Annotated in this window: 18 protein-coding genes; 8 read left to right on the forward strand and 10 right to left on the reverse strand. The window is 75.0% G+C overall.

Annotated elements, in window-relative coordinates:
- Positions 1-12: 12 nt before the first annotated feature.
- A complete protein-coding gene (locus G1H19_RS09515; RefSeq protein WP_152727691.1) occupies positions 13-1,011 on the reverse strand; it encodes a PorA family protein in 999 nt (332 codons plus the stop codon).
- 54 nt (positions 1,012-1,065) lie between these two features.
- On the reverse strand, positions 1,066-1,827 hold the full coding sequence (locus G1H19_RS09520; protein WP_202925731.1) for a class I SAM-dependent methyltransferase: 762 nt from the start codon (positions 1,825-1,827) through the stop codon (positions 1,066-1,068).
- A 66-nt stretch (positions 1,828-1,893) separates the two neighbouring features.
- On the opposite strand from G1H19_RS09520, the gene G1H19_RS09525 reads away from it, so the two are divergent.
- Positions 1,894-3,063, forward strand: coding sequence for a glycosyltransferase family 4 protein (locus G1H19_RS09525; protein WP_202925732.1), 1,170 nt, complete (start codon positions 1,894-1,896; stop codon positions 3,061-3,063).
- Positions 3,064-3,215: 152 nt separating this feature from the next.
- On the opposite strand, the gene G1H19_RS09530 is transcribed toward G1H19_RS09525, so the two are convergent.
- Together G1H19_RS09530 and G1H19_RS09535 are read right to left on the reverse strand one after the other, a co-directional pair.
- Positions 3,216-3,422, reverse strand: a complete 207-nt coding sequence (locus G1H19_RS09530) for a hypothetical protein (RefSeq protein WP_152727690.1) — start codon at positions 3,420-3,422, stop codon at positions 3,216-3,218.
- On the reverse strand, positions 3,419-5,161 hold the full coding sequence (locus G1H19_RS09535; protein ID WP_162392224.1) for a hypothetical protein: 1,743 nt from the start codon (positions 5,159-5,161) through the stop codon (positions 3,419-3,421). The genes G1H19_RS09530 and G1H19_RS09535 overlap by 4 nt, the downstream gene beginning before the upstream one ends.
- A 76-nt stretch (positions 5,162-5,237) precedes the next feature.
- Here G1H19_RS09535 and G1H19_RS09540 point away from each other — a divergent pair, with 76 nt between their 5' ends.
- Together G1H19_RS09540 and G1H19_RS09545 are read left to right on the forward strand one after the other, a co-directional pair.
- Positions 5,238-6,662 carry a lipopolysaccharide biosynthesis protein gene (locus tag G1H19_RS09540; protein WP_152727689.1) on the forward strand — a complete coding sequence of 475 codons (1,425 nt, stop codon included), beginning with the start codon at positions 5,238-5,240 and terminating at the stop codon, positions 6,660-6,662.
- 84 nt (positions 6,663-6,746) lie between these two features.
- Positions 6,747-7,139, forward strand: a complete 393-nt coding sequence (locus G1H19_RS09545; protein ID WP_152727688.1) for a cupin domain-containing protein — start codon at positions 6,747-6,749, stop codon at positions 7,137-7,139.
- A 19-nt stretch (positions 7,140-7,158) separates the two neighbouring features.
- Here the strand turns inward: G1H19_RS09545 and G1H19_RS09550 are convergent, their stop codons facing one another.
- On the reverse strand, positions 7,159-8,229 hold the full coding sequence (locus G1H19_RS09550; protein WP_152727687.1) for a lysylphosphatidylglycerol synthase transmembrane domain-containing protein: 1,071 nt from the start codon (positions 8,227-8,229) through the stop codon (positions 7,159-7,161).
- A 286-nt stretch (positions 8,230-8,515) separates the two neighbouring features.
- On the opposite strand from G1H19_RS09550, the gene G1H19_RS09555 reads away from it, so the two are divergent.
- From G1H19_RS09555 to G1H19_RS09565, 3 genes are read left to right on the forward strand one after another with little or no spacing between them, the layout of a single operon-like run.
- Positions 8,516-10,180, forward strand: coding sequence for an NAD(P)/FAD-dependent oxidoreductase (locus G1H19_RS09555; protein ID WP_152727686.1), 1,665 nt, complete (start codon positions 8,516-8,518; stop codon positions 10,178-10,180).
- Complete coding sequence (locus tag G1H19_RS24485; RefSeq protein ID WP_152727685.1) at positions 10,177-11,607, forward strand: ATP-binding protein; 1,431 nt, start codon at positions 10,177-10,179, stop codon at positions 11,605-11,607. The genes G1H19_RS09555 and G1H19_RS24485 overlap by 4 nt, the downstream gene beginning before the upstream one ends.
- Positions 11,604-11,945 (forward strand): UBP-type zinc finger domain-containing protein, encoded by a 342-nt coding sequence (locus G1H19_RS09565; RefSeq protein WP_162392225.1) that lies wholly within the window; start codon positions 11,604-11,606, stop codon positions 11,943-11,945. Before G1H19_RS24485 ends, G1H19_RS09565 begins: the two co-directional genes overlap by 4 nt.
- 45 nt (positions 11,946-11,990) lie before the next feature.
- Here G1H19_RS09565 and G1H19_RS09570 read toward each other — a convergent pair whose 3' ends face one another.
- Complete coding sequence (locus tag G1H19_RS09570; RefSeq protein WP_152727684.1) at positions 11,991-12,746, reverse strand: dienelactone hydrolase family protein; 756 nt, start codon at positions 12,744-12,746, stop codon at positions 11,991-11,993.
- A 40-nt stretch (positions 12,747-12,786) separates the two neighbouring features.
- Positions 12,787-13,350, reverse strand: coding sequence for a hypothetical protein (locus G1H19_RS09575; protein ID WP_162392226.1), 564 nt, complete (start codon positions 13,348-13,350; stop codon positions 12,787-12,789).
- Between the two features lie 112 nt (positions 13,351-13,462).
- On the opposite strand from G1H19_RS09575, the gene G1H19_RS09580 reads away from it, so the two are divergent.
- Together G1H19_RS09580 and G1H19_RS09585 are read left to right on the forward strand one after the other, a co-directional pair.
- A complete protein-coding gene (locus G1H19_RS09580) occupies positions 13,463-15,022 on the forward strand; it encodes a UDP-N-acetylglucosamine 1-carboxyvinyltransferase (protein ID WP_152727683.1) in 1,560 nt (519 codons plus the stop codon).
- A gap of 316 nt (positions 15,023-15,338) precedes the next feature.
- Entirely contained in the window at positions 15,339-15,716 is a 378-nt protein-coding gene (locus G1H19_RS09585; protein WP_152727682.1) for a hypothetical protein, read from the forward strand.
- Between the two features lie 9 nt (positions 15,717-15,725).
- On the opposite strand, the gene G1H19_RS09590 is transcribed toward G1H19_RS09585, so the two are convergent.
- The 3 genes from G1H19_RS09590 to G1H19_RS09600 are packed head-to-tail and all read right to left on the reverse strand — an operon-like array spanning position 15,726 to position 17,370.
- The gene (locus G1H19_RS09590; protein WP_162392227.1) at positions 15,726-16,253 is read right to left on the reverse strand and encodes a hypothetical protein; all 528 of its coding nucleotides are present in this window, start codon (positions 16,251-16,253) and stop codon (positions 15,726-15,728) included.
- Positions 16,250-16,864, reverse strand: coding sequence for a hypothetical protein (locus G1H19_RS09595; RefSeq protein ID WP_152727681.1), 615 nt, complete (start codon positions 16,862-16,864; stop codon positions 16,250-16,252). Before G1H19_RS09595 ends, G1H19_RS09590 begins: the two co-directional genes overlap by 4 nt.
- A gap of 38 nt (positions 16,865-16,902) precedes the next feature.
- On the reverse strand, positions 16,903-17,370 hold the full coding sequence (locus G1H19_RS09600; protein WP_152727680.1) for a PPOX class F420-dependent oxidoreductase: 468 nt from the start codon (positions 17,368-17,370) through the stop codon (positions 16,903-16,905).
- Between the last annotated feature and the right edge of the window lie 12 nt (positions 17,371-17,382).

Consider the following 17,382-nt stretch of genomic DNA (forward strand, 5'->3'; position numbering starts at 1 on the left):
CACGTGCCCCTGTCAGCGCCCCTGCAGCTGGAAGAACTCCCGGTCGTCCTCGTCGGCCTCGGCGTGCCGGTCATGGGCCGCGACGTCGCCGCCCCGGCCGGCCCGCAGGAACAGCAGCAGCCCACCGACGAGCAGCAGCAGGCCCAGCACACCGAGCGCGATCGGCGCGGTCGTCGTGACGGCGCGGATCTGGTCACGCTTGTCCGACGCCAGGTCGACCTGGGTCGCGACCGTCTGCTCGTTGGCGGTGAAGTCGCCGGAGAGGTAGGTGATGCCGGTCTCGCCGTCCGGACCCTGGAACACCACGTTCGGGCTCTCGGTGGCCGAGATGATGACGCCGGTGGTCGGCTCCACCAGCATCGTGCGGACGTTGGAGTAGACGACGTCGGCGGTCACGTTGCCGTCGCCCGGGGCACCGGCCAGCGCGGCCGGCACCTCCTCCTGGCGGATCGTCGTCGCCGGGACCTCGGTGACGAAGCGGTAGACGTCGAGCCCCTGGACGGTGTCCTCGCCCTCGTACCTCGCGGGGAAGGACTGCCCGACGGTGGAGTTGAACCAGGTGTAGTCCCGCTGCTCGGTGCCGATCGGGAACGTGATCGTGAGGCCCTGGATGTCGGCGGGCTCGCCGTCGACGCTGGCCGATCCGCAGTTGCCGACCGCCTCGGCCGTCCTGCGGTCCAGGCAGACCCGGAACTCCGTGGTGGTCAGGATGTCCCCGCGGGAACTCAGGATCGACGTGCCGCTGCTCCAGACCGCGGTGTCGGGATCGGCCTCGGGGGCGTTCGGGTCGCCCTGCACCGTCTGGTTGGCCCTGCCCTCGTCGTTCGTCACCGGCTGCAGGGTGCCCAGGTCGAAGTAGGTGAGGTCGTCGGCGATCGCCGTCGGCGTCGCCGACTGGTCCAGGTCCACCTTCACGAGCTCGGGGACGAGCACGAACCGCACAGCCAGAGCGGCGACCAGCATGAAGGTGCCCAGGCCGAGCAGCACCAGTCCTACGGCGCGTCCACGCACGTGGGGCCTCCTTCGGGTTCGGCGACGGCTCCGACGGCGTCGCGGCTGCGCACGTTACTCATGGGTAGCGTGATTTCCAACATGTTCGACAGGATCCTCCCTCCGACGGAGGACGACCACGAGGTTCCAGGACACCACCTCCCGCAGGCCGGGGACGCGGACGATCCACTGCGCCCACCACGGGTGGTACCGCGGGTACGCGGCGACGACGTCGGCGTCCGGGCACTGCCGGGCCCACAGCACCGCGGCACCGGCGGAGACGGCGAACAGAGACTCCCCGAAGCGGTTCTTGGGCTCCCGGCCGTGCTCCCGCACGTAGCGGCGCCGGGCCCGGTACCCGCCCAGGTAGTGCCACGGCCCCGTCTCGTGCCCCCCGTGGGGTGACAACCACGGGGTGAAGCTGAGGAAGACGGTGCCCCCGGGCTTCGTCACACGCACCATCTCGTCGGCCATCAGCCAGGGCCGTGCCACGTGCTCCAGGACGTTGGAGGAGTAGCAGACGTCGACCGACGCCGTGCGCACCGGCAGGGCCTCGCCGCTGCCGCGCACCATGCCGGGGGTGCCCAGCCCGGCGAGCTCGCCGGCGTCCGGCTCCATGCCCACGTACGTGGCCCCGGCCTGCACGAACGCGTCCCGGAAGTACCCCGGGCCGCCACCGACGTCCAGGACGGTGGCGCCGTGCAGTGGCACGTGGTCACCGAGCTGGCGCACCGAGTCGTCGGCGAGCGTGCCGTAGAACGCGTCGGGGTCGGTCTGCTCGCTGAGGAACGCCCGGAACAGCGTCACCGAGCGGGCGAGCGTGGCCGAGTGCGGCACGGAGGGCTCCGATCGTCATCATCTGGGGTGGCGAAGAGCACGTTACTGCCCGGTAGGGTCGCGCCGGTGCGCACCGGACAACCGCCGACCGACGTCCTCGTCCTCAACTGGCGCGACATCTCGCACCCCGAGGGCGGGGGCTCCGAACGCTACGTGCACCACATGGTCGCGGGCCTCGCCGCCGCCGGGGTGCGGGTGACGATGTTCTGTGCCGCCCACGAGGGCGCACCCGCCGAGGAGGTCGTCGACGGGGTCCGCGTGGTGCGGCGCGGTGGCCGGCTCAGCGTGTACCCGCGCGGGCTCGCCCACGTGCTGCGCAGCCGGCCCCGCCTGGTGGTGGACGTGCAGAACGGCGTCCCGTTCCTGAGCCCGCTGGTCACCCGCACGCCGGTGCTGGTCCTGGTCCACCACGTGCACCGGGAGCAGTGGCCGATCCTGTTCGGCAAGCTCGGCGGCGCGGTCGGCTGGTGGGTGGAGTCGCAGGTCGCCCCCCGGGTCTACCGCCGCTGCCGCTACGTGACCGTCTCGCGGGCCACCGCGACCGAGCTGACCGAGCTCGGCGTGGACGCCGTCCGGATCGACGTGGTGCACAACGGCACCGACCCCCGCCCGCCGGTGCAGGCCGTGCGGGCCGAGCGGCCCCGCCTGGTGCTGGTGTCCCGGCTGGTGCCGCACAAGCAGATCGAGCACGCCATCGAGGTGGTCGCCCGGCTGCGCGACCAGGTGCCGGACCTCGTGCTGGACATCGTCGGCGACGGCTGGTGGGCCGACGAGCTGCGCGCGCACGCGCAGCGGCGCGGCGTGGCGGACATGGTGCGCTTCCACGGCCACGTGAGCGAGCAGGACAAGCACGAGCGGCTCGCCGAGGCGTGGCTGCACCTGTGCCCGTCGGTCAAGGAGGGCTGGGGCATCGTGGTCACCGAGGCCGCCGGGCACGGCGTGCCGACGATCGCCTACCGCTCGGCCGGGGGCATCAACGAGTCCGTGGTCGACGGCCAGACCGGTGTGCTGGTCGACGACCTGGACGAGATGACCGAGACCGTGGCCCGGCTGCTGGCCGACGAGGAGACCCGCGAGGTCATGGGTGCGGCCGCGGCCAAGCACGCGGACACCTTCAGCTGGCCGCGCAGCGTCGCCGGCTTCGCCCGCGCCCTCGGCGCCGCGGCGCAGCGCTCGCGCCGGCCCGCCGTCCGCGCCCTGGCGCGCGGCCCGCTGGCCTCGCTCCAGGTCGACTGAGACAGCGGTGTCCGGTCCCCGGGAACACCCGGGACCGGACGCCGAGGTCCGGTCGACCCGTCTCCGCACACGACAGAGGTCCCGCTCCCCCGTAGGGGGCGGGACCTCTGTCGTGCGGCGTCAGGGGAGGCGGCCGGGGGCCGCCGTCCGGGTCAGCGCGAGCCGTAGTCCAGGACGTCGGGCGGGGTGTCCTGCGTGGAACTGCTGCCGGACTCGACCTGCAGACCCCGGTCGGGGTCCAGGGCCGCACCGGCCGCGACGACTCCGCCGACGGCCACGACAGCACCGACACCGACCGCCGCGACTGCCGCGACCGACTTGACGGCGAGCAGTGACTTGAGGGCGAGGAACGTCTTCATCTGTACCGCTTTCCTGGATGACGCTGACGGAGCGACACGGTAACCGCCGATCCGGCCAGCCACAACCAGGAGACGATCACACTCCCCCCTGCGAGCAGGTGCCCGGCCACGACCGCGACGAGCCGGGACGTCGCCGGTGCCGGCGGTTCCTGGGCGTCGGGCACCCGCAGCAGCTGCAGCCACTCGCCGTCCACGACCCGGTCCAGCCCGGCCAGCCCGGCCGGCGTGGCCGCGCCCGGGGTGCCCCGCTCCACCAGCACCCAGCCGACGCCGAGCCGGGCCAGCGCCGCCGGGTCACCGGCCACCGCCGCGGCCGCACGTGCCCGGGCGTCGTCGCCGTCCACCGCCCGGCCGTCGACGACCAGCAGGTCGCTGACCAGCGTGGTGCGCGGCAGCCAGCGCGGCGCCGGGTCCAGCTGGGGGCGGTCGTCGTTCCAGCCGAACGCCCGGACCGCGCTGAAGGGCAGCACCAGGACGTCGCCGGGGCCGTCGTCGGCGGCGACGGCCTCCCGGACGGCGGACCAGTCCGCCGGGTACTCGACCGGCTGGAGCCGGCCGCCCACGCCCCACGCCAGGTCCGGCACCGCCACCACCGGCAGCAGCAGCGCGGCGGCCACCAGCACCCGGGCCAGGACGGCGTGGCCCACGGGGAGGCCGAGCCGCAGCTGTGCGGCGCGGCGGGCGGCGAGCCCGACACCCAGGGCCAGCGGCAACGCCCACCAGGCCACCCACTTCTGCCCGTCGCGCAGCAGACCGCCGCCGGGCACGTCCTCGACCACCAGCCGCAGCAGCTCCCGGGCCCCGGGCACGGTGCCGGCCAGTGCCAGCAGCAGGCCACCGGCGCCGAGCAGCACGAGCCGGCCACCCGGCCCGCGCAGGGCACCGGGCGTGCGCCAGCCCCACGCGGCCAGCCCGACCAGCAGCAGGGTGACCACCGGCAGGAGCACCGAGGTGCGGCTGCCGGGGACGGCGTCGGCGTTCCAGATGCCACCGGTGCCCAGCAGCGAGACGAGCGTGCCGCCCCAGCCCTCGGCGCGGGCCGCGAACGCGTCGACGCCCGCGCCGTCGGACCCGCCGCCGCCGGGGTGCAGCAGGCCGGCGAGCACCCAGGGCAGCGACAGCAGCACCACCCCGGCCGCGACCGGGCCCGCCGCCCGGTGCCGGCCCACCACCACGAGGGCGACGCCACCGGCCAGCAGCGCGCCGGTCGGGGTGAGTGCGGCCGGGGCGAGGGTCAGCACCAGGCGGGGCAGGGCCCCGGGGTCGCCGGCCCGCAGGCGCAGCGCGGCCCGCACCACCCAGGGCAGCGCGGCGTAGGCCAGCAGCAGGCTCCAGTGACCCATGAGCAGCCGCTCGCCCAGGTAGGGGCTCCAGCCGTAGGCGAGCCCGGCCGCGGCGGCCGCGACGCCGCGGCGGCCGTCCGGTCCGGGCGGCACCAGCCGCGCGGCGCCGAGCACCGCGGTGAGCACGATCCCCACCAGGACGAGCTTCTGCACCAGGTCACCGGGCACGACGGCGGTGACCAGGGCGGTCACCGCGTCGGCCGGCACGGCCCGCGGCAGCCCGCCGGCCAGGCCCAGGGCGTCCCGGTCGAGGTCCTGCTGCGGGACGAACACCATGTCGCCGACCAGTACGAACCCGGGGGCGAGGACGGGGGCGGTGACCAGCAGGGCGACGGCCAGGGAGCCCCAGCGGGCGACCCAGGGCTGCTCATCAGGAGTGACCCACTGCACCGTCACCTGGCCTCCAGCCCACCGGAGCACGTACGGTACCGCGGGAGTTACCAGCCAGTAGCCAACTCGGTCGAGGAGTGTCGTGACTGCAGGCACCACACTGCCGGGCACCGTCCCGGACGTGCCGGCCCGTGCCGGCTCGCTGGCCGTCGCGCCGGCCGCCCTCCTGTCCCTGACGTTGCTGGGTGTCAACGGCCTGGCCTACGTCTTCACCCTGCTGGCCACCCGGGTGCTCGCGCCCAGCGCCTTCGGTGAGCTGGCCGCGCTGCTGAACGTCCTGCTCATCGGTGTGGTGCCGGCCGCCGCGCTGCAGACGGTCACCGCGTTGCGGCTGGGCGGGGCGGCCCGCCGCGGTGCGTCGTCGCTGCCGCGGGTGCACGGGGTGACCGTGCTGGTGGCCGCGGGCGTCGGCACGGTGGGCCTGCTGGGCACCTGGCCGATCACCGAGCTGCTGCACCTGTCCTCGGTCGCGCCGGTGGCGTTCCTGGCCCTGGTGCTGGTGCCGCACACGCTGGTCGGCGGGTACGACGGGATGCTGCAGGGCGCCGGGCGGTACGGCCGGCTGGCCGTCGTCACCGCCACGTTCGGCGGCGCCAAGATGGTCGGCGCCGCGACCGGGCTGCTGCTCGGCGGGACCTCGACGTCGGCGCTGGCCGGCATGGCCGTGGGCGCCTGGCTCGGCGCGGCGGGCACCTGGCTGGGCACCGGCCGCCCCGGCCTGGCCCGGCCCCCGCGCGGGCTGCTGGTGGGCGTGGCGCATGCCGCCGGCGCCCTGTTCGGCTTCGTGCTGCTGGTGAACCTGGACCTGCTGCTGGCCCGGCACCACCTGACCGCCGAGCAGGCCGGCGAGTACGCGGTGGGCTCGATCATCTTCAAGATCGCCTTCTGGCTGCCGCAGGGCGTCGGGGTGATGCTGGTGCCCAAGCTGGCCGACCCCGAGCAGCGCCGCCGGGCGCTGCCCTCGGCCGTGCTGCTGGTGGCCGGGATCGGCGGGCTGCTGGTGCTGGCCACCGCCGTGCTGCGCGGCTCGGCGCTCAGCGTGCTGGGTGGGGAGGAGTACGGCGCGGAGCTCGGCGGCACCGTCTGGCTGTTCGCCACCACCGGCACCGCGCTGGCCATCGCGCAGCTGCTGCTGTACTCGGGCATCGCCCGCGCCGACCGGGTCGCCATGCTGACCGCGTGGGGAGCAGCGGGTCTCGAGGTGGTCACGGTGGGTGTGCTGAGCGCCACCGGGCGGGTCTCGCCGGTGACCATCGCGATCACCGCCTGCGCGGTCGCCACGTCGCTGGTCGTCCTGGGGCTGGTGCGGATGCGCTTCGAGGCCCACCACCCCGAGGCCGTCGACCACCGGGAGCCGGAGGAGGTGCTGGCGATGGACACCACCAGCAGCGCCGACCTGGGCATCTCCCCCGCCGAGGCGCGCCGCGCGGACGCCGCCGGCGACCCGCAGGCGTGCCTGCGGCCACGGGAGGACGCCCCCACCTCCGGGCCGGGCCGGCGCTCCTGACCCGGTGACGGGCTGCGGGGCGGGCGCGGCACCAGCATGATCGGGGGCGACGCACCCGCCACGACCCGAGGAGCACCTCGCCCCATGGACCACTTCACCATCGCCACGGTCGCCGAGCAGAGCGCGGACTTCCGCCGCGTGCTGTGGACCGGCGAGCACACCCAGCTGGTCATCATGACCATCCCCGTGGGCGGGGAGATCGGCGAGGAGACCCACGAGGGGAACGACCAGATCCTCACCTTCGTCAGCGGCACCGGCGAGGCGGTGGTGTCCGGGCAGAAGAAGAAGGTCGCCCAGGGCGACCTCGTCGTCGTCCCGGCCGGCAAGAAGCACAACTTCGTGAACACCGGCCCGAACCCGCTGGTGCTCTACACGGTCTACGGCCCGCCGGACCACGCCGATGGCGCCGTGCACACGACCAAGGAGGAGGCCGACGCGCTCGAGGAGGCCGGCCAGGACGAGCCGCCGACGGCGTGAGCCCGCCCCGCCCCCGCCGTCACGGCGGGGGCGGGGTGCGCCCGTCCGGCTCGCCCGGGGCAGCGGCCGGTGACCGGGGTCGGGGGCGGCTGTGCGGCCCCCGCCGGGGCAGCGCCAGCAGGACCGCCCCGACGGCGAAGACCAGCCACAGGCTGATGAACCGGTAGACCAGCACCGCCGACACGGCGTCCGGCAGGGGCACGGTCACCCCGACGAGCGCCGCGGTCAGCGCCGTCTCCACCACCCCGATCCCGCCCGGGGTCAGCCCCAGCGTGGCCGCGCCGGCCCCGGCGGCCCAGGCGATCAGGATCCCGGTCCACGGCACCGGGACGTCGACGGCGACCAGCGCCAGCGCCAGGCACGCGGCGTCGGCCAGCCAGTTCACCAGCGACCAGCCCGCCACGACGGCGGCGTCCCGTCGGCCCAGCCGCTGCGAGCCCAGCTGGCGCACCAGCCCAGAGACCGCCGACTGCGCGCGGGGCCCGTCCAGCCGGCGCACCCGGGCGGCGACCCAGCCGACCACCGGGACCACCCAGCCCACCACCCGCTCCTGGGCGGCCGGGCTGCGCAGCGCCAGCAGCAGCACCACGCTGGGCACCACCGCGACCACGCCGGCCAGCAGCGCCCCCACCACCCCGGCCGGGGAGCCCACCAGCACGCACCCGACCGCGATCACCACCGCGAACGAGACGGTGGAGAAGACCCCGGAGACGGTGAGCACCCAGCTGACCAGCGCCGGCTCGTTGCCCAGCTCGCGCAGCCGGCGGAACGTGTAGAGGGTGCCGGCGGCGGGACCGGCCACCGGCAGTCCGACGGAGATGGTGTTGCCGGCGTACGTGGTGGCGACGACCTGGTTCAGCGGCGCGTGCCCGCCGCCGGCGCGCAGCAGCCGGGCCTGCTGCCGGGCCAGTGCCCCCATCGAGACGGCCTCGGCCACCGCCGCGGCCAGCACCCAGCGCCAGCGCACCCCGGTCAGGTTGCCGATCGCGTCGACGAACCGGTCACGGCCGGCCACCACGAGGACCGCGACGACGGCCAGGCTGGCCACCGGGGTCAGCACCCGGAGCCAGCGCCGTGGCCGGTCGGTCACCGGTGGGGGCTCGAGGCCGTCGACGGTCACCGGCGGCGGCCGGCGGCCCCGGCGCCCGGCCGGGCGCGCAGCGGCGGTCGGCGGGCAGGGGTGGGCACGGCGTGGACGGTACTTCTCCCCGGTTGCCGGTGGCGGCGTACTCGCCCGGGAGGGTGGTCCCGCCCCCACCCGGTCCCCGCAGCCGGGCGCGCGCACCGGGCGAGGGCGCGCCCTGTCCTCGCCCGGTGCGCGTCCGTATCGTCGCCGCCATGGCGAGCCCCTGCCTGACCCCCCGCCCCGGCACCCGATGAGCGCGCCCGCCCCTGAGCGCCGCCCGGCCCTGCTCACCGTCGACGACGACCCGGCCGTGTCCCGCGCCGTGGCCCGCGACCTGCGCCGGCACTACGGCGACCGCTACCGCGTCGTCCGCGCCGAGTCCGGACGCGCGGCGCTCGAGGCGCTGCGGGAGATGAAGCTGCGCGGTGACGAGGTGGCGGTGCTGCTGGCCGACCACCGGATGCCGCAGATGAGCGGCATCGAGTTCCTGGAGCAGGCGATGGACGTGTACCCCGCCGCCCGCCGGGTGCTGCTGACCGCCTACGCGGACACCGGCGCCGCCATCGACGCGATCAACCTCGTCGACCTGGACCACTACCTGCTCAAGCCGTGGGACCCGCCGGAGGAGAAGCTGTACCCGGTGCTCGACGGGCTGCTGCGCGCCTGGCAGCACGAGGACCGGCGGCCGGTCGCCGGCACCCGGGTGGTGGGCGCCCGCTGGTCGGCCCGCTCCTCGGAGATCCGCGACTTCCTGGCCCGCAACCAGGTGCCCTACCGCTTCCACCTGTCCGACTCCCCGGAGGGCGAGCGGCTGCTCGCCGCGGCCGGGGCCGACCCGCTGGCCCTGCCGCTGGTGGTCACCCCGGACGGCACCGCGCTGCTGGCCCCCACCGACGCCGAGCTGGCCGACCGCACGGGCGTGCCGACCACCCCGGAGACGGACTTCTACGACCTGATCGTGGTCGGCGGCGGCCCGGCCGGGCTGGGCGCGGCGGTCTACGGCGCCTCGGAGGGCCTGCGCACGATCCTCGTCGAGCGCACCGCCACCGGCGGCCAGGCCGGCACCAGCTCGCGGATCGAGAACTACCTCGGCTTCCCCGACGGCGTCTCCGGCGCCCAGCTGGCCGACCGGGCCCGCCGGCAGGCGGTGAAGTTCGGCGCCGAGCTGGTCACCACCCGGGACGTCGTCGGCCTGGAGGTGGCCGGGTCCGCGCGGCGGGTGCACTTCGCCGACGGGTCGTCGCTGGACGCGCACGCCGTCGTGCTGGCCACCGGGGTGTCCTACCGGCAGCTGGCCGCCGAGGGCATCGACGCGCTCACCGGCCGCGGCGTGTTCTACGGGCTGGCGCAGAGCGAGGCGAGCAGCTGCGCCGCGCAGGACGTGTACGTCGTCGGCGGCGCCAACTCCGCCGGGCAGGCCGCGGTGCACCTGGCCCGCAGCGCCCGCTCGGTGACGCTGCTGATCCGCGGGGAGTCCCTCGAGGCGTCCATGTCGCACTACCTGATCGAGCAGCTGGCCGCGCTGGACAACGTGAGCGTCCGGCCGTGCACGCAGGTCAGCGCGGTGCACGGCGAGGAGCACCTGGAACGGCTGACCCTCACCCACGTCTCCGGCACGACCGAGACCGTGGACGCGAGCTGGCTGTTCGTGTTCATCGGCGCCGCCCCGCGCACCGACTGGCTGGACGGCGTCGTCGCCCGGGACCGGCTGGGTTTCGTGCTGGCCGGACCGGACCTGGTGGTGGAGGCCGGCGGCTGGACCACCGAGCGGCCGCCGTACCACCTGGAGAGCAGCGTGCCCGGCGTCTTCGTGGCCGGCGACGTGCGCGCCGACTCCGCCAAGCGGGTCGCCGCCGCCGTCGGCGAGGGCGCCATGGCGGTCATGCTGGTGCACCGTTACCTGGAGTCCAGTTGACCGCGCCGGCGTGCGACCCGGAGCTGCTGCGCACGCTGTTCCTGTTCGAGGCGCTCGACGACGAGCAGCTGGAGTGGCTGTGCGGGCACGGCGAGCTGGTCGACCTGGAACCCGGCCACGCCTACCGCGAGGGTGAGCCGGCGACCTGCCTGTACGTGCTGGTGGAGGGCGAGATCGCGCTGTCCCGCCGGGTCGGGAGCGAGGACGTCGAGGTCACCCGCACGGCCCAGCGCGGCGTGTACGGCGGCGCGTTCACCGCCTACCTGGGCAACCGCATCCCGCAGACCTACAGCAACTCGCTGCGGGTCGTCGTCCCGTCCCGGTTCTTCGTGCTCGACGCCGCCCGCTTCGCCGAGCTGGTGACCACCTGGTTCCCGATGGCGGTGCACCTGCTGGAGGGCCTGTTCTTCGGCGCGCAGAACACCCAGGCCGCGATCGGCCAGCGGGAGCGGCTGCTGGCCCTGGGCTCGCTGTCGGCCGGGCTGACCCACGAGCTGAACAACCCGGCCGGTGCCGCGGTCCGGGCCACCAGCGCGCTGCGCGACCGGCTGGCCGGGATGCGGGCCGAGCTGCGCCGGGTCGCCGAGGCGCCGCTGGACCGGGACGTCGTCCTCGCGATGGTGGCGCTGCAGGACAAGGCGGTGGCGCGGGTCGCCACGGCGCCCGACCTGAGCGCGCTGGAGGCCGCCGACCGGGAGGAGGAGCTCGGCGAGTGGTTCGAGGACCACGACGTCGCCGGTGGCTGGGACCTCGCCGCGGGGCTGGCCCAGGTGGGCATCGACCCTGCCTGGCTGGACGAGCTGGCCACGCACGTGCCGCCCGGGTCGCTGGACGGGATCGTGCGCTGGCTGGCCGGCACCGTCGAGCTGGAGCTGCTCACCGCGGAGATCGTCTCGGCGACCACCCGGATCTCGCAGCTGGTCGGGGCCGCCCGGCAGTACTCGCAGCTGGACCGGGCGCCGGTGCAGACCGTCGACGTGCACGACCTGCTGACCAGCACCCTGATCATGCTCAAGGGCCGATTCCCGGAGACCCTGCGCGTGGTCAAGGACTACGACCGCAGCCTGCCGCAGGTCACCGTGCTCGCCGCCGAGCTCAACCAGGTCTGGACCAACCTCATCGACAACGCCGTGCAGGCCATGGGCGAGGCCGGCGGCACGCTCACGCTGCACACCGCGCGGGACGGCGAGCACCTGCTGGTGGAGGTCCGCGACACCGGCCCGGGCATCGACCCCGCCGTCCAGCCGCGGGTGTTCGAGCCCTTCTTCACCACCAAGCCGGTCGGCCAGGGCACCGGCCTGGGCCTGGACATCTCCTGGCGGATCGTGGTGCACAAGCACCGCGGTGACCTGTCGGTGAGCTCCGTCCCCGGCGACACCCGCTTCCGTGTCCGCATCCCGCTCACCCCTCCGGAGGCCGCGCCGTGACCGACCCGATCGACCCCGACGCGCTGCCCAGTGGCACCGGCTGCCGGGAGTGCGACGCGGCGGGCGGGTGGTGGTTCCACCTGCGGCGCTGCGCCGCCTGCGGGCACGTGGGCTGCTGCGACTCCTCGCCGTCCCGGCACGCCCGCGGCCACGCCGCGAGCAGCGGCCACCCGCTGATCACCAGCTTCGAGCCGGGTGAGGACTGGTGGTGGGACTACACGGCGCAGGCGTACGCCCGCGGGCCGGCCCTGGCCGACCCGCAGCACCGGCCGCTGGACCAGCCCGCCCCGGGCCCGGCCGGGCGGGTGCCCGCGGACTGGCAGCGCCACCTGCACTGAGCCGCCCGGGTACGGCGGGCTCGGCCGGAGCGGGGTGCGGCCGGCTCAGGCGGACAGCGCCACCCGGTCGGTGAGCGCCAGCACGTGCTGCCACGCGTCGTCACAGGCCTCGGCCCACTCGCCGAACGCGCGGTCGAAGAACGAGTGCGGCGCCCCGTCGTACACCGTCGCGTCCACCTCGGCGCCAGCGGCCCGCATCGTCTCAGCCAGGGCCAACTGGTCCTCGACCGGGGTGGCCTGGTCGCTGCCGGCGATGAGCATGACCGTGGGCCGGCTGGCCCGCTCCGCCGCCTCACCCACCATGGAGGGCCGGCCGTAGAAGCCGGCGCACCCGGCCAGGTCCAGGTCGCCGCCGGACTGGCGCCACGAGTGGCTGCCGCCGAAGCAGAAGCCGACCGTGACCACCGGCAGGTCGGGCGACGTGCGGCTGCGCAGGTAGGCGATGCCGGCGGTGATGTCGGCGTCGATGCCCTCGGGCGTGGTCTGCGGGACGTGCGTGCCCCAGTCGAAGTCCTCGCCCCGGGTGCCGCCCTCGGCCGGCCCCGCGGTGCGGCCGAACCAGTCCAGCGCCACCGCGACCGCCCCGGTCTCGGCGAACCGCTCGGCCAGCGCCACGTAGTAGGGGTGCAGCCCCCGGATGTCCGGCAGCACCACGACGCCGACCCGCGGCGTGGCGACAGGTGCGGCGAAGGCGGCGCTGAACGCGGTGCCGTCGGCGGCGGTGAGGGTCAGGGTGCCGCGCTCGGCGACGTCACCGGTGCGCGGCGGGGCGGGCGGGCGGCTGTCGTGGTCGTGGCACATGCGCCCTCTCTACCGCACCGGCCTGGACGACGCGTGTCCCTCAGGTGTCCGCCGCGGCCTCGGCCGACCAGGGGTCGCCGCCGAACACGTCGGCCGCGATCTGCCGCCGGGCGGTGGCCAGCCAGCGGTGCTGCCGGTCGGCCTGGTCGATCAGCCGGTCGAACAGTGCGGCGTCCACCCGGGGCTCGACGTCGGCCAGGGCGCGCAGGGTCTCGAAGCCCGAGCGCTTGGCCAGCACCGCGACGGTGAGGAACTCGAACTCCACCACCGAGCTGAGCGGTGAGCGGGACAGCAGCCGGCCGTTGAGCTTGCCGCGGGCCAGCTTCTCCCCCACCCACACCGCCACCTGCTTGTAGCCGCGCACCGGCAGGCCGAGGGCCCGGACGGTGGCCTGGAGGGCGGCGCGCTCCTCCCGCAGCTCGGCGAGCAGCTGCCGGAGGTCGGCTGCCCACGGCCCGTCGTCGTGCTGGGCGAGCACCCGGCGCACGAGCTCCACACCGCCGGACGCCGAGGCGAGGTGGTCGTTGCAGTAGATGCCGAGCAGGTCACGGTTGCGGGCGGCCTCGCCGGCCGGGGTCGGGGACGCTGCAGCAGGTGCGGGCACGGGCCCTCCTCGCGGGTGGTTCGGTGGGTCGTCCATCATGGACCCAGCGGTCCCCTCCGGCCCCCCGGACCTCCCCGCGACCGATATCACATCTGAGATATCGTGCGTGACGATGTCGCTCACCGAGGAAGCCACCAGCCAGTCCCTGCGCCAGATCGGCGGCCTGGTCCGCGATGCGCGCCAGCACCACGGCCTCACCCAGGCCCAGCTGGCCGAACGGCTGAACACCAGCCAGAGCGCGGTCGCCCGGATCGAGCAGGGCAACCAGAACCTCACCCTCGAGCTGCTCGGTCGGCTGTCCGCGGCCCTGGAGTCCGAGCTGATCACCGTCGGGGCGGGCACGCCCGGGCCGGTCGGGCCCACCCACCTGCGCGTGGTCGGCGGCCGGCCGCTGCAGGGCCGGGTGATCGTGAAGTCCTCGAAGAACGCCGCGGTCGCACTGCTGTGCGCTTCGCTGCTCAACCGGGGCGTGAGCACGCTGCGCAACGTCGCCCGGATCGTGGAGGTGGAGCGGATCCTCGACGTGCTGCGCTCCATCGGCGTCTCGGCGACCTGGGACGAGACCGGCCGGGACCTGACCATCGCCGTGCCGGACCAGCTCGACCTCGCGGCCATCGACGCCGACGCCGCCCGGCGCACCCGCAGCATCATCATGTTCCTCGGCCCGCTGCTGCACCGGGCGCAGACCTTCGAGCTGCCCTACGCCGGTGGCTGCGACCTCGGCACCCGCACCATCGAACCGCACATGATCGCCCTGCGGCCCTTCGGCCTGGACGTCGAGGCGCACGCCGGGGAGTACCACGCCACCGTCACCGCCCCGGTGTCCCGGGACCGCTCCATCGTGCTGACCGAGCGTGGGGACACCGTCACCGAGAACGCCCTGCTGGCCGCCGCCCGGCACGACGGCACCACCACCATCCGCAACGCCAGCCCGAACTACATGGTGCAGGACCTGTGCCTGTACCTGGAGCAGCTCGGCGTGCGGATCGACGGCTTCGGCACCACCACGCTGGTGGTGCACGGCCGCCCGGTGCTGGACGCCGACGTGGACTACACCCCCAGCGAGGACCCGGTCGAGGCGATGAGCCTGCTGACCGCCGGCATCGTGACCTCCTCGGAGGTGACCGTGTGCCGGGCGCCGATCGAGTTCCTGGAGATCGAGCTGGCGATCCTCGGCGAGATGGGGCTGGGCTACGACCTGTCGGCGGAGTACCCGGCGGAGAACGGGCGCACCCGGCTGGTGGACATCACGCTGCACCCCTCGCAGCTGCGCGCCCCGATCGACAAGGTGCACCCGATGCCGTTCCCGGGGCTCAACATCGACAACCTGCCGTTCTTCGCCGTCATCGCCGCGACCGCGACCGGCTCCACGCTGATCCACGACTGGGTCTACGACAACCGGGCCATCCACCTGTCCGACCTGACCCGGCTGGGTGCGGACGTGCGCCTGCTCGACCCGCACCGGGTGCTCGTCGAGGGCCCGACCCGCTGGTCCGGGGCGGAGATCGTCTGCCCGCCGGCGCTGCGTCCCGCCGTCTGCCTGCTGCTGGCGATGCTGGCCGCGAAGGGCCCGTCGGTGCTGCGCAACGTGGACATCATCGCCCGCGGCTACGAGCAGCTGTACGAGCGGCTGGTGGAGATGGGCGCCCAGATCGAGGTCTTCCACGACTGACGGAGGACCTCGTCCCTCCCCACGACATGCTGCGCGCGCCGCGGGGCCCGGGGACGAGGCGGGTGCGCCCGCCCGTGCGCTGCCGTGCCCGCTCTCCCGGTGCGTCGCCCGCGATGGTGAGCGGGCGACGCACCGGGGAGCGGCGGGCAAGGCAGCGGATGGTCACGGTCTGGTCACGGACGCAGCGGTCATCGGTCGGTCGGGGCGTCTCCTGAGGGAGGCCAGCGAGGGGACCGATGAGCAGAGCAGTGGGCGAGCGGATCACCGTGTTCGTGCGCCGGAGGGCATCGCCGGCGGCAGGACCGTGGAGGTGGTCGTGAACCTGCGCAACGTCTCGGGGACCGATGTCGCCGTCTCGACGGGCTGCTCGGCGGTGCCCTTCGTCGACGCGGGATCGAGCGGCCCGACGATCCCGTACACCGCCAGGCCTAGACCGACGGTCGACTGCCAGTTCACGCAGGCACTGTTCATCCCGCCGGGCGGTGAGCGGCGGACCACGGCCACCCTCGCAGCCAGCTACCAGCAGTGCGCGCAGTCGGCGGTGGACGTCGAACCCGCCATGCCGTTGTGCGCACCCGCCCCGGACGTCCTGCCGCCGCTGCCTCACGGGCCGTACACGATCGAGGTCTTCGTCGGTGACCAGCCCTCGCCGGTCCGGGCGGTGTCGCCGGAGCAGGTGACGGTCACGGGGTAGCGCTGCCCCTCACGACCGCAGCAGCACCACGACGCCCGCGCACCCGGCGGCCCAGAGCACGCTGGCCAGCGTGCCGAGGATGAAGCGCTCGGCGGCGGCCGGGTCCTTGAGCTCGGCGTAGCGGCCCAGGCCCTTGACCGCCAGCACCACGGCCAGCCCCTCCGGCCAGCCCACCAGCAGGGTGGCGGTGACCCCGATCCGTTCCAGGGCGCCGATCCAGGCACCGCCGCGGAGCACGTCGGGGTCGCTGGGACCGCCGCGCACCGCGGGGCCGCCCGGGTCGGCTGCGTCCAGCACGGCCACGGCCACCGCTCCCCCGCCCAGCCCGGCGGCGGCCACGGCCAGCACCGTGGCCAGCACCAGCGACCCGGTCGACGCCGTGCCCGGCGCCGCCCAGGCCACCCAGGCGGCACCGCCGAGCAGCAGCGTCAGCACCCCGGCGACCACCCGGCCCAGCACGCCGTCGGTGCCGGCGCGCAGCGCCACCGCGGACAGCAGCACCAGCACGCCCAGCAGCACCAGCACGATCCCGCTCACCGTGCCACCCCCGCAGCGGTCGGCGGACCCTCGGCGCGCAGGAGGAGCCGTGCCGCCGTCGGGCGCAGCTCGCCCTCCAGGTCCCACTGCGCCGCGGCCAGCCGCTGCCCGACCGCCTGCCGGGTGATGCCCAGCCGGGCCGCGGCCTCGGTCTGCGTGTGCCCCTGCGCCACCACGTCGATCGCCTCCCAGGCCTGCGCGCTGCGCCGCTGCACCAGCGCGACCAGGGCGGTCAGCACTGCCTGGGCATCGGCGGCGTCGGCCTCGGAGCGGCCGCGGACGGCCACCCGTACGGGGCGCTGCTTGGCGGCGTCGACGGCCCGGCGGGCACAGAGGAAGGCCGTGCCCGACGCGGCACGGGTGCTGTCCGGCAACGGGGTGTCGACCGGGCCGGCGCCCACGCCGATGCTCCAGCCCTGCAGCCGGGCCAGGTCGAGTACCACGTCGACGACGGCGCCGGCCTCCAGCAGCACGCCCTGGAACTCGTCACCGGCCGTGCGCTCGAACCGCAACACCGCAGCCGTGCTCGCGTTGAGCCGGTCCAGGACGTCGGCCACCCGGTCCGGACCACGGCGACTGCTCCGCTGGTCGACTGTGAGCACGAACACCATGAGGCAAGTCAAACACCTTGCACCGATCAGAGCAAGGCTCAGGGCTTGTCGGCCAGCTCGGGCGGGAAGCCGCCGGTGGCAACCGGACCCCAGCGGGTCGGCGTGACCCGGAGCAGCACCTTGCCCTGGCGGGTCATCGCGGCCCGGTACTCATCCCAGTCCGGGTGCTCGCCGCTGATCGACCGGAAGTACTCGACCAGCGGCTCGAGCGCCTCGGGCAGGTCGAGCACCTCGATCGTGCCGTCGACCTGCACCCAGGCGTCGTCGAACTCGTCGGAGAGCACGAGCAGCGAGACGGCAGGGTCGCGGCGGGCGTTGACCACCTTGGCCCGCTGCGGGTAAGAGCTGACCACGATCCGGCCCTCGGGGTCGACGCCACAGCTGACCGGGGACATCTGCGGGCTGCCGTCCGCCCGGCGGGTGGACAGCACGGCGTGGTGCCGCGGGCGCAGGAACTCCAGCAGCTGGTCACGGTCGACGCGTCTGTTCGTGGCGATCGAGGGCATGCCGCCAACCTA

The sequence above is a fragment of the Goekera deserti genome (assembly GCF_010685995.1).
GTDB classification, from domain to species: domain Bacteria; phylum Actinomycetota; class Actinomycetes; order Mycobacteriales; family Geodermatophilaceae; genus Goekera; species Goekera deserti.